Here is a 13,296-nt window from a genome sequence, read left to right on the forward strand (position 1 = left end):
CAGTTGAGGTTCTCGCCCTTGGGCTTGGGCTGCTGCATGTTGTAGTAGTCCTCGACGGGCTGCCAGAGCACCCACGCCTTCGGCTCGAGCTCGCGCAGGAGGATGTCGACCGAGCGGCGGCCCGTGTCCCCGAAGAACTGGCGCACCGTCGTCAGCGGCGGCCAGAAGCTCGCCGACTCCTGCATGTCGTCGAAGCCCGCGACGCTCACCTCGCCGGGCACGGCGCGTCCGGCCTCGTGCAGGGCGCGCAGCACGCCGAGCGCCATCTGGTCGTTGGCGGCGAAGATCGCGGTGACCTCCGGATCGGCGGCGAGCCGCTTGCCGAGGCGGTAGCCGGAGTCGGTGGACCAGTCGCCGACCAGCACCTCCGGCACCGGGGCGCCGCGCTCGATCAGGGTCGACTCCCACGCCTCGTGGCGGCGCTCGGCGGAGTAGGAGCGGTCGGGACCGGCGATGTGGTGCACGGTGCGGTGGCCGAGCCCGAGCAGGTGCTCGACGGCCTGGCGGGCGCCCGACATCTGGTCGGTGTCGACCACCGGGTACTTCTCGCCGCCGGCGGAGTCGACGACCACCACGGGCAGGTCCGGCGGGAGGACGATGTCGGCCTCGTCGAGCAGGTGCGCCTCGACGATGATGATGACGCCGTCGACCGCTTCCTCGCTCAGCCGGTGGAACGCGACCGACACCTCGCCCTGGGTGGGGTGGGAGACGGGGATGAGGGTGATCGAGTAGCCCGCGTCGGCGGCCGCGATCGCGATGGCGTCGAGGGTGCGCATGTTGCCGAACGAGGACAGCGTGAACATGATCACGCCGATGCTGTGGAAGCGGCCCGTCCGCAGGGCCCGCGCCGCGCTGTTGGGCCGGTAGCCGAGGGCCCGCATCGCCTCGAGGACCCGCTCGCGCGTCTCGCCGTCGACGTTCTGCTTGCCGTTCGACACCCGCGAGACCGTCTGGCCCGAGACGTTCGCGCGCCGGGCCACGTCGGCCATCGAGACGCCGCGTCGCGGCCGGATGGACGGGGACGGGCGGTCGGTCTCGAGTGACATGGGCTTCCCTTTATAGCGCGCCGCCCGTCAGCCGTGGTGCATCGTGCGCCGAACCGTGACGCAGGAACAGTCGCGGGTGGCGACGTGGACATGCTACGGTGACGCTCTGCCATGTTGACGTGAACATGGCGGGCCCGCACTACTCCCCGAACGGAATCCCATGACGACGACGTCTCCCCCCGTCCCGCTGAGCGAGGTCGCCCCTCCGGCGTCCCCCCTCGCGGCCCCGAAGTCGCGGGCGAAGAGCGAGTGGAAGGGCCTGGCGTTCGTCGCCCCCTTCCTCGTCGTCTTCCTCCTGGTCTTCATCGCCCCGGTCGTCTACTCGATCTACCTCAGCCTCTTCCGCGAGCAGCTGGTGGGCGGCAACTCCTTCGTCGGCTTCGCGAACTACGCCGCGATCTTCACCGACCCGAACTTCTGGGAGGGCTTCGGCCGCGTCCTGCTGTTCCTCGTCGTGCAGGTCCCCGTGATGCTCGTGCTGGCCCTCGTCGCGGCCCTCGCGATCGACAGCGGGCGCCTCCACGGCACCGGCTTCTTCCGCATCGTGGTCTTCCTCCCCTACGCCGTCCCCGCGGTCGTCGCGGTGCTGATGTGGGGCTTCATCTACGGCGACAACTTCGGCCTGGCCGCGAACGTCAACGACCTGCTCGGCTCCGACGTCGTCCAGCCCTTCTCGCGCGACTGGATCCTCGCCTCGATCGGCAACATCGTCACGTGGGAGTTCGTGGGCTACAACATGCTCATCTTCTACTCCGCGCTGAAGACGATCCCCGGCGAGCTCTACGAGGCGGCCGAGATCGACGGCGCCGGCCCGATGCGCGTCATCCGCTCGATCAAGCTTCCCGCCCTGCGCGGCGCGATCGTCATCGCCACGATCTTCTCGATCATCGGCAGCTTCCAGCTGTTCAACGAGCCGAACATCCTCCGGACGCTGGCGCCGAACATCATCACCACCTACTTCACCCCGAACATGTACGCCTACAACCTGTCCTTCGCCGGTCAGCAGTACAACGCGTCGGCCACGGTCGCCATCGTCATGGGCGTGATCACCGCGGTGATCGCCTACGTCGTGCAGCTCCGCGGCGCGCGGAAGGAGAACTGATGGCCCTCGCGACCGCTCCCCGGACGCCCGCCCGCGCCCCGAAGCGCCCGGCCGCCCGCCGCGGCTCCTCGGTGCAGCCCAAGAAGTCGATCGCCTTCACCCTGCTGATGTCGGTCTTCATCCTCTACAGCCTCGTGCCGCTGGCCTGGCTGGTCATCAACGCGACGAAGACGCAGGCCGGCCTGCTCTCGAGCTTCGGCCTCTGGTTCGACGGCGACTTCGTCTTCTTCCAGAACATCGCCGACACCCTCAGCTACCGCGACGGGATCTTCCTCCGCTGGCTCGGCAACACCCTGCTCTACGTCGTCGTCGGCGCCGGAGGAGCGACGCTCCTGGCCACGCTCGCCGGCTACGGCCTCGCGAAGTTCCGCTTCACGGGCCGCAAGGCGGTCTTCGCCGTGGTGCTCGGAGCGATCGCGGTCCCCGGCACGGCCCTCGCCGTCCCGACATTCCTCATGTTCAGCCAGCTCGGCCTGACCAACACCCCGTGGGCGATCATCATCCCCTCGCTGATCAGCCCGTTCGGCCTGTACCTGGTGTGGGTCTACGCGGTGGAGTCGGTGCCCACCGAGCTGCTCGAAGCGGCGCGGATGGACGGGGCGGGCGAGTTCCGCACCTTCTTCACCATCTCCATCCGCCTCCTCGCCCCCGGCATCGTGACCGTGCTGCTGTTCTCGGTCGTCGCGACCTGGAACAACTACTTCCTCCCGCTGATCATGCTGAGCGACCCCACCTGGTACCCGCTCACCGTCGGCCTCAACCAGTGGAACGCGCAGGCCACCGGCGTCAGCGCGCAGCCGATCTACAACCTCGTGATCACGGGCTCGCTCCTCACGATCATCCCCATCGTCGTCGCCTTCCTCGGACTCCAGCGCTTCTGGCAGTCCGGTCTGAGCGCCGGCAGCGTCAAGGGCTGAGCCCTCCCCCTACCCATCCCCCGGCCGGAGCGTCCTGCCCCGTCCACAGCACCCGCAGCACGAAGAAGTGAAGGGAAACACCACCATGAAGATCGCCCGTTCCGCCCTCAGGCGGACCCTGACGGTCGCGGCCGTCGCGGCCCTGGCCGCCGGCTCCCTCGCGGCCTGCTCGTCCACCTCCGGTGGCGGCACGACCACGAGCGCCGGCTCCGCCGCCGACCTCGACTCCGCCCTCGAGGCCGGTGGCAAGATCACGTACTGGAGCTGGACCCCCAGCGCCGAGGCGCAGGTCGCCGCGTTCGAGAAGGCCTACCCCAAGGTCGACGTCGAGCTCGTCAACGCCGGCACCAACAAGGACGAGTACACCAAGCTCGAGAACGCGATCAAGGCCGGCTCGGGCGCCCCCGACGTCGTCCAGATCGAGTACTACGCCATGCCGCAGTTCGCGCTGTCGGACTCGCTCCTCGACCTGTCGCAGTACGGCATGGGCGACCTCGAGGACAAGTACTCCGCCTCCACCTGGGGCAGCGTCAACATCGACGGTAAGCTCGTCGGACTCCCGCAGGACTCGGGCCCCATGGCGCTGTTCTACAACAAGACCGTCTTCGACCAGTACGGCATCGCCGTCCCCGCCACCTGGGACGAGTACGTCGCCGCGGCCGAGAAGCTGCACACCGCCGACCCGTCGAAGTACATCACCGCCGACACCGGCGACGCCGGCTTCGCGACCAGCATGATCTGGCAGGCGGGCGGCGAGCCGTTCACCACCGACGGCACGGACGTGAAGATCGACCTCGCCGACGAGGGCACCGCCAAGTGGACCGGCGTCTGGAACCAGCTCGTCGAGAAGAAGCTGCTCTCGGACACCCCCGCCTGGGGCGACGAGTGGTACAAGGGCCTCGCCGACGGCTCCATCGCCTCGCTGGTGACCGGCGCCTGGATGCCCGGCGTGCTGGAGTCCAGCGTCCCCGACGCCTCCGGCGACTGGGCCGTCGCGCCGATCCCGACCTACGACGGCACCGCCGTCAGCGCCGAGAACGGCGGTGGCGGCCAGTCCGTCACCAAGCAGAGCGAGAACCCGGCGCTGGCCGCCGCGTTCCTGCGCTGGCTGAACAGCGACCAGGCCTCGGTCGACGTCTTCCTGCAGAGCGGCGGATTCCCGTCGACCACCGCCGACCTCGACAGCTCGGACTTCACCGGTCAGGAGTCGGAGTACTTCGGCGGCCAGAAGATCAACGAGGTGCTGACCCAGGCCTCGAAGGACGTCCGCTCCGGCTGGTCGTACCTGCCCTACCAGGTGTACGCGAACAGCGTCTTCGGTGACACCGTCGGCCAGGCGTACGCCAACGGCACCAGCCTCGACCAGGGCCTCGCCGACTGGCAGAGCAAGCTCGTCCAGTACGGCAACGCGCAGGGCTTCACCGTCTCGGAGTAGCACCACTGCTCGACGCGGGGCCGGCCGGATCGCTCCGGTCGGCCCTGCGTCGTTCTCACGCTCGGACACACCGGGCACCGATCCTGAGGGGGATCCAGATGACCACCGCTCCCGAGAGCCGCTTCGCCATCGGCACCGTCGACTTCGAGCTCGACGGCCGCCCGCACCGCATCCTGTCGGGGGCGCTGCACTACTTCCGCATCCACCCGGACCTCTGGGCCGACCGGATCCGCAAGGCCCGCCTGATGGGCCTGAACACCATCGAGACCTACGTCGCCTGGAACGCGCACGAGCCGCGCCGCGGCGAGTGGCGCGAGGACGCCGGGCTCGACCTGGGCCGCTTCCTCGACCTGATCGCCGCCGAGGGCATGCACGCGATCGTGCGCCCCGGCCCCTACATCTGCGCGGAGTGGGACAACGGCGCCCTCCCGGCCTGGCTCTTCCGCGACCCCGAGGTGGGCGTGCGCCGCTCGGAGCCGAACTACCTCGCCGCGGTCAGCGACTACCTGCGCCGCGTGTACTCGATCGTGGCCCCGCGCCAGATCGACGACGGCGGGCCCGTGGTCCTCGTGCAGATCGAGAACGAGTACGGCGCGTACGGCTCCGACAAGGAGTACCTGGCCGAGCTCGTGCGGGTGACCCGCGACTCCGGCATCACGGTGCCGCTGACCACCATCGACCAGCCCACTCCGCAGATGCTCGCCGACGGCAGCCTGCCGGGCCTGCACCTCACCGGCTCGTTCGGCTCGCGGACCACGGAGCGCCTCGCGACGCTGCGCGAGTTCCAGCCCACCGGGCCGCTGATGTGCATGGAGTTCTGGTGCGGCTGGTTCGACGACTGGGGCACCCAGCACCACACGACGGACGCCGACGCCTCCGCCCAGGAGCTCGACACGCTGCTCGCGGCCGGGGGCTCGGTCAACATCTACATGTTCCACGGCGGCACCAACTTCGGCCTGACCAGCGGCGCGAACGACAAGGGCCGCTACGCCGCGATCACGACGAGCTACGACTACGACGCCCCGCTCGACGAGGGCGGCGACCCGACCGCGAAGTTCTGGGCGTTCCGCGACGTCATCGCGCGCTACGCGCCGGTGCCGGAGGAGGTGCCCGCGATGCGCCCGCCGGCCCCCGCCCTGACCGCTCCGCTCGTCCCCGGCCCGGCGCTGCTCGGCCTCGGCCAGGCGTTCGGACCGGCCGCGCACCTCGACGCGATGGCCAGCTTCGACGACCTCGGCCACGACGACGGCTTCGTGCTCTTCACGACGACGCTCGACGGCTCCTCCGCTCCGGCCCGCCTCGTGGTGGGCGAGGAGGTGCGCGACCGCGCCTGGGTGCTGCTGGACGGCGTGCCGGTGGGCGTGCTGGCGCGCGACCACCACGAGCGGGCGCTGACTCTGCCGAGCGGACGCGGCGAGCTCGCGATCCTGGTCGAGAACCAGGGCCGGGTGAACTACGGCACGCGCATCGGCGAGCACAAGGGCCTGATCGGAGGCGTGACGCTCGACGGCGCCCCGCTGACCGGCTGGGCGGCGCGTGCCCTCGCGCTGGAGTGCCTCCCCGACCTGGCCGTCGCGGCGCCGGCGTTCTCGGCCGGACCGCAGCTCGCCTCCGGCTCGTTCGACCTCGACGAGCAGGCCGACCTGTACGTGGACACGCTGCACTGGGGCAAGGGACTGGTCTGGGTGAACGGCTTCCTCCTCGGACGCTACTGGCGCCGCGGACCGCAGCGGACGCTGATCGTCCCCTCGCCGGTCACCCGCACCGGCCGCAACCGCGTCGTGGTGCTGGAGCTGGAGGGCATCGCCGAGCCGGAGATCCGCCTGCTCGCGGGAGCCGAGCTCGGGCACACCGAGATCTGAGCTGCGGAGCGGAGGCGGCGGGAACGGCCGTCGGAGGCGTGGGCTCGGAGTTCCGGGCTCCGTTGTGCGAGTGGGGCCGGGCCGACTCCGATCCGCACGCGCTGCCGGACCGCCTCCGGTCTGCGGGTGCCACCGGGCCGCCTCCGTCCTGCGGGCGGCGCCGGGCCGCCTCCGGGACGCGGGGCTCTGCTAGCCTCAGGCGCCCCGGTGCGGCGCCGGCGGGCGAAGGGGGAGACATGATGTCCAAGACACTGCTGCGCACGACTCTGATCGGAGGCGCGCTGCTGCTCGTCCTCTCGGGCTGCGCGGGGACCGCGACGAGCGGATCGACGCTCCGCCCGTTCACTCCGACGCTCCCCTCGTCGTCGGCCGCCCCGTCCGCCACCGCGACGGCCGCCGCCCCTGCCGCCGACACCGCTCAGAAGACCGGCGAGCAGGTGGCCGCCGTGCTGACCGGCGTGCAGTTCGTGCCCGGCGAGTACGCGAGCATCCAGGAGATGCTCGACTCGATCTACCCCGGCCTCACCGCGACCGACGCGAGCTGCCTCTCGCCGTTCGGCCTGGGCTGGGACACCGCGCAGCCCGCCGCCGGACTCTCGTACGGCACCAGCGCCGACCGCTCCATGACCGCCGTCGTGTCGAGCACCGGCACCGCCGACGCGGCCGCCTCGCTCCTCGCGAGCGCCACCGACGCGACCACCCGCTGCGCCTCCGGCTCGACGCTCTTCGCGATGCAGGGCGTGCCGGTCGAGACGACCGTCGAGCGCACCGAGCAGACGCTGACCGGCGCCGACGAGACGCTCGGCTGGAAGGTGTCCGGAGCCGTGGGCGGCAAGCCGTTCTCGCTCGTGGGCATCACCGCGCGCGTCGGCGGCGACGCGGTCGCGCTCGTGGGCTGGGACCCGACCACGAACACCTCGTACGTCCCGCGCGCGACGCAGCTCGTCGTCGACGGGCTGTAGGGCGCTGGGGCGCTGGGCGCTGGACGCTCTGAGCTCTGGCTCTGAGCTCTGAGTCCTGCACTCGGCCGTCCTCCCCTCCGCGAGAGTCCAGGAGTCGTCGCAGTCGACGCCGAGTGCGACGACTTCTGAACAGTGGGCGCGGGTCGAGCGCCGGGACTCCGAGCTCTCGGCGCTGCATTTCGACGCCCTCTCCTTCGCGACTGTCCGGGAGTTGTCGCACTCGACGCTGAGTGCGACAACTCGTGAACAGTGGGCGGACGATCGGGCCGAGCGCCTGAGCTCAGAGCGCTGGTCGCTGCGCGTTGGGCTTCGGGCTTCGGGCTTCGGGCTTCGGGCTTCGGGCGTCGGGCTTCGGCCTTCGGCCTTCGACGCTCGCTCCTCCGCGAGAGTCCAGGAGTTGTCGCACTCGACGCCGAGTGCGACGACTTCTGAACAGTGGGCGGACGATCGGGGCGGAGCGGGCACCGTTCACCGGGCGCCGGGCACCTCCCGGGCTTCGGGCACCCCGCTCCCGGCGCGGGAGCGCGCCTCAGGCCAGCCAGGAGAGGGTGCCGCCGTGGGCGGCCGCGCTCGCGAGCGGGACGCCGTCGGCGGCGAGCAGGAACGGGGTCGGCTCGGGTGCCGTGCGGTCCCCGCGCGCGGCGACGAGGTGCGGGAGCAGCGCCTCCGCCTCGAGCGTCACCAGGCTCGCGCCGCGATCGGCGACCGTCGCCAGGACGCTCTCGCGCGCGGCCCACGGAAGGTAGACCAGGGTCCCGAGCGAGACGACGACCGTCCGCAGACCCGGCGGCACCGCGTCGAGCAGGGCGGGCAGCTCGGCGGCCGCATCGCCCGCGACGATCGTCGGCGGGTCGTCCTGCAGAGTCTCCACGGCCGAGCGGAGCCGCGCGGTCCGCTCCGGGCGGTCGGGCGGGAGCAGCGCGCCCAACCAGGCGACGTCCTCGGGCGAGCGGACGTCGAGCGGCGCCAGGTCGAGCCCCCGGCGCCACGCGACGACCGGCAGCCGTGCCGGCGCCGCGCCTCCGCTCACCGCGCACCGCAGCAGAGGCGCGCCCGACCCGAGCCGCGTCTCGCCGTCGCTCGCCGTGAAGGCGTAGGAGTACCGCTCCGGCGCCAGGCAGAGCCCCGCGGAGGCGCCGATCTCGACGAGCGCCACCGGCTCGCCCGGCTCCGTGATCCGCTCGAGCGCCGCGACCAGGGGCGCGCACCGCAGCGCCTCGTTGGTCTGCGTCCTCCGCTCCGCCGCCACCGGCGCCACCCGCGCCCACTCGCTCCGGAGCCATGCGGCGAATCCGGCGCCGTCGACGTCGGGCACGCCGAGCAGCCGCGCGACCGAGAAGAGCAGGGACGGCTGCCGGTGCTGCGCGGGCAGCTCGTCGATCAGGGCGAGGAGGCGCGCATCCTCCGTGACGGCGAGCGCCCACTCGACCTGCCGCTCGGAGGTCTGCGCGAGCTCGACGGCGGCGCGGCGGAAGCGGTCGGCGGAGGAGGGCATGCCTCCATCCTGAGGGAGCGGCGCCACGGTGCCTGCAGCCGGGCGGAGGACCTGCGCGGCGGGCGACGGCCTCGCCACCGCGGATGTCGGTGGTCGCCGATAGAACGGACTCATGTCCGACACCGCTCCGAGCCCCGCGTCCGCGCAGGTCCGCGAGCGGCGCCTGCTCGACATCCGGCGGATCTACGCCGAGCCGGCCGCGCTCGAGCTGCCCCGTGGGCAGGAGGTCGTGGCGCGGTGGCCGGGCGCCGAGATCGTGCCCGTCGAGTCGCACTGGCTGATCCCGGAGGTGCACGGCGACGAGGCGAACGTCGCGCGCTGGGTGCGCATCAAGACGGAGGCGCTCGTGCTCGGGGTGAAGAAGTCGCTCGTCACGCGCCCGAACGGCCGCTCGGCCGACTTCATCGCCCCCTCCACCGCCAACGGCTGCGCCATGGCGTGCGTGTACTGCTACGTGCCGCGGAGGAAGGGCTACAGCAACCCGATCACGCTCTTCACGAACATCGAGCAGATCCAGCGCCACCTGGCCCGGCACATCGCCAAGCAGGGCCCCAAGGCCGAGGCGAACCAGTGCGACCCGGAGGCCTGGGTCTACGACATCGGCGAGAACAGCGACTGCTCCGTCGACGCGCTGCTGAGCGGGAACGTCCGCGACCTCTGCGAGCTGTTCCGGATGTCGCCCACCGCCAAGGCGTCCTTCGCGACCAAGTACGTCAACCGCGAGCTCCTCGAGTGGGACCCGCTCGGGCGCACGCGCATCCGGTTCTCGCTGATGCCCGCCGAGACGGCGAAGGTCACCGACATCCGCACCTCGCCGATGGCCGAGCGGATCGCGGCGATCAACGACTTCGTCGACGCCGGCTACGAGGTGCACGTCAACTTCTCGCCCGTGATCCTCACCGAGACCTGGCAGCAGGACTGGACCGAGCTCTTCGACCAGCTCGACGCCGCCCTCCACCCGCGGGCGAAGGCGCAGCTCGCGGCCGAGGTGATCCTCCTCACCCACAACGAGGGCCTGCACGAGGTGAACCTCGGCTGGCACCCCACGGCGGAGTCGCTGCTCTGGCAGCCGGGACGCCAGGAGCAGAAGGTCTCCGAGAACGGCGCCGTCAACATCCGCTACCGACGCGACCTCAAGCGCGCCGCCCTCGACCGCTTCCGCGCCCTCCTCGCCGAGCGCCTCCCCTACTGCCGCGTCCGCTACGCCTTCTGAGCGTCGGCACCCCCGCCGGAGCGGTGGCGCGACGACTCGCGGAGGAGCGCACCCTCCCGCGCACGCCGAGTTACCGCCGCGGAGACGGCGTCTCGACGGAGCCGCACGCCCTGTCCAGTGAGCGCACCGTCACGCCTCCTCCCGCTCCACACGCCCCGCCGAGACACCGCCGGCCCGCCCGACGCACCACTGCGGCGTCTCGCGCACGAGCGCGCCGTCTCGACGCAGCCGCACCGCCCACCGGCGGCACCCCGCAACTGAGCCCCGGAGTCACCCGGCTGGGAGTCCGCCCGGCGGCCGGGGCCACTGCTTCGCATTCCGGATAGCGGCACGTGCGCTCCGAACGAGGGGCGTACTTTCGGAGAACAGCCGGAGGGACGGCCCGACCGCCCGACTCCACGGGCCTGCAGAGCAGGCGTCAGCGGGGATCGACGGCTCGGCGCGACGGCATCCGGGCTCGACATCCCGGAGCCCGGCACCCCCGGATCGACACTCCGGATACTCGACTCGGCGGCACAGCACACCCCGGGTCCTGCTCCCCACGAACACCCCCACCATCTCGCACTCCCCCTCCCGGCGGCACTCGCCGGGGCACCCCACCGTCGCGGCCGGCACCCGCGACACAGCACAGAACGGCGGCACGCACCATGGGCGCTCTCCTCTACGGCACTCCCCCCACCTCGCACGAGATCGACGACCGCGCGCTCGCGCACCTCCAGATCGTCATGATCAACAAGTTCCGCCGCGACGAGGCGTTCGCCTTCCAGCTCGACGCCTCGAGCGCGCACGGCACCGGACGCCAGACGCTCTGGCTGCACCCGACCATCCCCCTCCAGTTCTCGTTCCACGGAAGCCGCATGCCGGCGATAAACGCCACCTGGGTGCGCGCACTGATGGAGGAGGCCAACAGCGGCCGGGGCCTGCGGATCGTCACCGAGCCGGCGCAGCAGCCCGAGTCCTCCGGGCTCACGCACGCTGCCTGAGCGCGCCGTGTCCAGGCGCGACGACGACGAGCCGATGGAGGTCACCGACTTCGTCGAGCTCGCCGGTGCAGTGCACGACGACGCAGGCTTCGAGTGCTCCTCCACTGTCGACGGCGTGACGGGCGCGCTCTGCGTGCTGCCCGACTCCCTGGTGCTGCGGAGCGCCGGCACCGGCGACTCGACCCGCGTCGGCACCCGCGACATCCGCTCCTGGCGGGCCACTCCGGCCGGCGCCACCTTCTCGCTCGCCGTGGAAGCCGGAGCGCGGCACACCGTGGTGCTGCTCACGCAGTTCCAGGCGGCGACCGTCCAGGCCATGACCCGCGCCGCCGGACCCGCGACTGGTTTATCCGCTTAACGAATTCCCCGTTCGGGGCACGCGGTGAGGAGCGCTCCTCGTGCGACCCTGATCGGGATGAACGAGAAGGACGAGGTCATGCGCTCCGACATCGGCGGGCGTGACATCGAGCAGGCGCGGGCCCTCTTCGAGCAGTCGTACAACGGGCACCGCTTCGTCGTCGAGCCCGGCGAGGACTTCTCGTACCGCTACACCTCCGTCGGCGACGGCGATGTGACGCTCCGCGGCAGCCAGTTCGCCGGCTCCGTGCAGGGCTCGATCCAGACCGAGGGCGAGTACGTCGTCTCGTGGCTGACCGCCGGCGCGGGCGTCACCGATCTCGACGGCGACGCGGTGACCCTCGGATTCGGGCAGCCGGCGATCTTCGTCAACGACCGTCCCAGCCGGTTCGAGTTCCACGACTACCGCCAGAACCTCATCCACTTCGACGGCGCGTACCTCGAGGGCATCGCGGAGGAGGTCGAGGGCACCCGCGGCCCCCTCCTCTTCGACACCACCGCACGACCCGAGGGCGCGGCGCTGCGGCGCTGGTCGGCGACCGTCGCGACGGTCGCCCGGGTGATCTACGACGCCGACAGCTCGCCGCTGCTGCGCCGCGAGGCCGACCGCGCGGTCGCCGTCGCCCTGCTCGAGACCTTCCCGCACTCGACGCTGGACACTCCCGGCGACCTCGGGGTACCCCGCTCGGGGCGCCTCCGCCAGGCGATCGAGTACATGTACGAGCACGCCCACGAGCCGCTCCGGACCGAGCAGATCGCCAACGCGGCGGGCATCGGCCTGCGGACGCTGCAGACCGAGTTCCGGCGCGAGTTCGGCTTCACCGCGGTCGACTACCTGCGGCGGATCCGGCTGGACGGCGTGCAGAAGGAGCTGCGGGCGGGCGAGTCCGGAGTCGTCAGCGTCAGCGAGGTCGCACGGCGCTGGGGCTTCGCGCACCTCGGCCGGTTCTCGGCCTCGTACGCCCACCGCTTCGGCGAGCGCCCCAGCACCACGCTCGACACCTGAGGCGTCAGAGGTAGTCGGTCCCGCCGTCGTCCTCGCTGTCGTCGCCCTCGCCGCGCGGCTGCACGGTCGGCCGCGCGGGCTGGAGCCGTCGGGTCTTCTCGCGCATCGACTCCACCGCCTCCGGATCGTCGAGGTCGACGCCGCGGTCGAGCGCCGGGCTGGTGAAGAGCTGGCTGGCCGGTCCGACCAGGAGACGGGTCTCGCCTCGCAGCCCCTCGTCCGAGAGCGACGGCACCACGACCAGGTCCGACTTCCCCACGTTCGCCAGCGCCTGCGCGTACTCGACGACCGCCGAGCACACCTCGTCGCCCAGCAGCACGAATCCGCTCGCGTAGTACAGCTTCTGCATCTCGCCCTCCCCTGGATCCCGGACCGCCCCTCCGGTCGGCCCGTCCCCCGACGCTAGGACGGCGCCGACCGGGCGCCCCACCCCTTGACGGGGGTGGCGCGGAGGGGTCAGAGTCCGCGCGGAACGGGCAGTCGCAGCGCGGTCGCGAGCGCCTCGACGACGCGGGTCGCGCGCACGTCGCCGACCCCCTCCATCCGGTTGGTGAGGAACGCGAAGCCGACTCCCGCGTCCGGGTCGGCGAAGGCGACCTGTCCGCCCGCGCCGTCGTGCCCGAAGCCGCTCGGCGTGAGGCGGCCTACCAGGCGGTCGCGGAGGCGGGGCTCTCGATCCCCGGCGACATCGCCGTGGTGTCGTTCGACGACGACGAGCTGGCCGCCTACCTCCGCCCCGGGCTGACGACCGTGGCGCTGCCGCACGAGGAGATGGGCCGCCGGGCGGTCGAGCTGCTGCTGAGCGGCGCTCCGGGAGAGCGGGTGCTGGTGCCGACGCCCTGCTGCAGAAGCTCGACGGGCTCGACGAGTACGACGTGCGGCGGCCGCTGGTCGCGACGGGCACGAACCTGCTCGGCC

Annotated in this window: 13 protein-coding genes and 1 pseudogene; 10 read left to right on the forward strand and 4 right to left on the reverse strand. The window is 71.9% G+C overall.

The features are described 5' to 3' along the window. The coding region (locus tag C5C50_RS16050; RefSeq protein WP_146085926.1) for a LacI family DNA-binding transcriptional regulator at positions 1-1,046 on the reverse strand (1,046 nt) is incomplete at its 3' end. A 160-nt stretch (positions 1,047-1,206) separates the two neighbouring features. Between C5C50_RS16050 and C5C50_RS16055 the strand changes: the two genes are divergently transcribed. The 5 genes from C5C50_RS16055 to C5C50_RS16075 all read left to right on the forward strand — a co-directional run bounded on the left by C5C50_RS16055 (position 1,207) and on the right by C5C50_RS16075 (position 7,324). Beyond that, positions 1,207-2,148 carry a carbohydrate ABC transporter permease gene (locus C5C50_RS16055; RefSeq protein WP_104223405.1) on the forward strand — a complete coding sequence of 314 codons (942 nt, stop codon included), beginning with the start codon at positions 1,207-1,209 and terminating at the stop codon, positions 2,146-2,148. Positions 2,149-2,255: 107 nt separating this feature from the next. Further along, the gene (locus C5C50_RS16060) at positions 2,256-3,065 is read left to right on the forward strand and encodes a carbohydrate ABC transporter permease (protein ID WP_258062773.1); all 810 of its coding nucleotides are present in this window, start codon (positions 2,256-2,258) and stop codon (positions 3,063-3,065) included. An 85-nt stretch (positions 3,066-3,150) separates the two neighbouring features. Continuing rightward, positions 3,151-4,500: a sugar ABC transporter substrate-binding protein gene (locus C5C50_RS16065; RefSeq protein WP_104223423.1), complete on the forward strand. Its 1,350-nt coding sequence runs from the start codon at positions 3,151-3,153 to the stop codon at positions 4,498-4,500. A 98-nt stretch (positions 4,501-4,598) separates the two neighbouring features. Continuing rightward, a complete protein-coding gene (locus C5C50_RS16070; RefSeq protein ID WP_104273904.1) occupies positions 4,599-6,362 on the forward strand; it encodes a beta-galactosidase family protein in 1,764 nt (587 codons plus the stop codon). Positions 6,363-6,598: 236 nt separating this feature from the next. Beyond that, positions 6,599-7,324, forward strand: a complete 726-nt coding sequence (locus C5C50_RS16075; RefSeq protein WP_146085927.1) for a hypothetical protein — start codon at positions 6,599-6,601, stop codon at positions 7,322-7,324. Between the two features lie 529 nt (positions 7,325-7,853). Here C5C50_RS16075 and C5C50_RS16080 read toward each other — a convergent pair. Then, positions 7,854-8,819, reverse strand: a complete 966-nt coding sequence (locus C5C50_RS16080; RefSeq protein ID WP_181133958.1) for a DUF2332 family protein — start codon at positions 8,817-8,819, stop codon at positions 7,854-7,856. Between the two features lie 112 nt (positions 8,820-8,931). Here C5C50_RS16080 and C5C50_RS16085 point away from each other — a divergent pair, with 112 nt between their 5' ends. The 4 genes from C5C50_RS16085 (at position 8,932) to C5C50_RS16100 (ending at position 12,378) form a co-directional block, all read left to right on the forward strand. Beyond that, positions 8,932-10,032, forward strand: a complete 1,101-nt coding sequence (locus tag C5C50_RS16085) for a spore photoproduct lyase family protein (RefSeq protein ID WP_104273907.1) — start codon at positions 8,932-8,934, stop codon at positions 10,030-10,032. 647 nt (positions 10,033-10,679) lie between these two features. Further along, positions 10,680-11,015, forward strand: coding sequence for an ATP-dependent DNA ligase (locus tag C5C50_RS16090; protein ID WP_104223411.1), 336 nt, complete (start codon positions 10,680-10,682; stop codon positions 11,013-11,015). A 7-nt stretch (positions 11,016-11,022) separates the two neighbouring features. Continuing rightward, positions 11,023-11,373 (forward strand): hypothetical protein, encoded by a 351-nt coding sequence (locus C5C50_RS16095; RefSeq protein ID WP_104223412.1) that lies wholly within the window; start codon positions 11,023-11,025, stop codon positions 11,371-11,373. A 57-nt stretch (positions 11,374-11,430) separates the two neighbouring features. Then, a complete protein-coding gene (locus C5C50_RS16100) occupies positions 11,431-12,378 on the forward strand; it encodes an AraC family transcriptional regulator (protein ID WP_104273908.1) in 948 nt (315 codons plus the stop codon). 4 nt (positions 12,379-12,382) lie between these two features. Here the strand turns inward: C5C50_RS16100 and C5C50_RS16105 are convergent, their stop codons facing one another. Both C5C50_RS16105 and C5C50_RS17490 read right to left on the reverse strand, forming a co-directional pair. Then, positions 12,383-12,727 (reverse strand): hypothetical protein, encoded by a 345-nt coding sequence (locus C5C50_RS16105; protein WP_104223414.1) that lies wholly within the window; start codon positions 12,725-12,727, stop codon positions 12,383-12,385. A 107-nt stretch (positions 12,728-12,834) separates the two neighbouring features. Next, positions 12,835-13,143 carry a serine hydrolase gene (locus C5C50_RS17490; protein WP_146078844.1) on the reverse strand — a complete coding sequence of 103 codons (309 nt, stop codon included), beginning with the start codon at positions 13,141-13,143 and terminating at the stop codon, positions 12,835-12,837. Here C5C50_RS17490 and C5C50_RS17495 point away from each other — a divergent pair. After that, positions 13,045-13,296 (forward strand): annotated as a pseudogene (locus C5C50_RS17495) (substrate-binding domain-containing protein); the annotation flags it as partial. The gene C5C50_RS17490 and the pseudogene C5C50_RS17495 sit on opposite strands and share 99 nt — an antisense overlap.

This window comes from Rathayibacter sp. AY1D9 (assembly GCF_002932395.1).
Taxonomy (GTDB): Bacteria; Actinomycetota; Actinomycetes; order Actinomycetales; family Microbacteriaceae; genus Rathayibacter.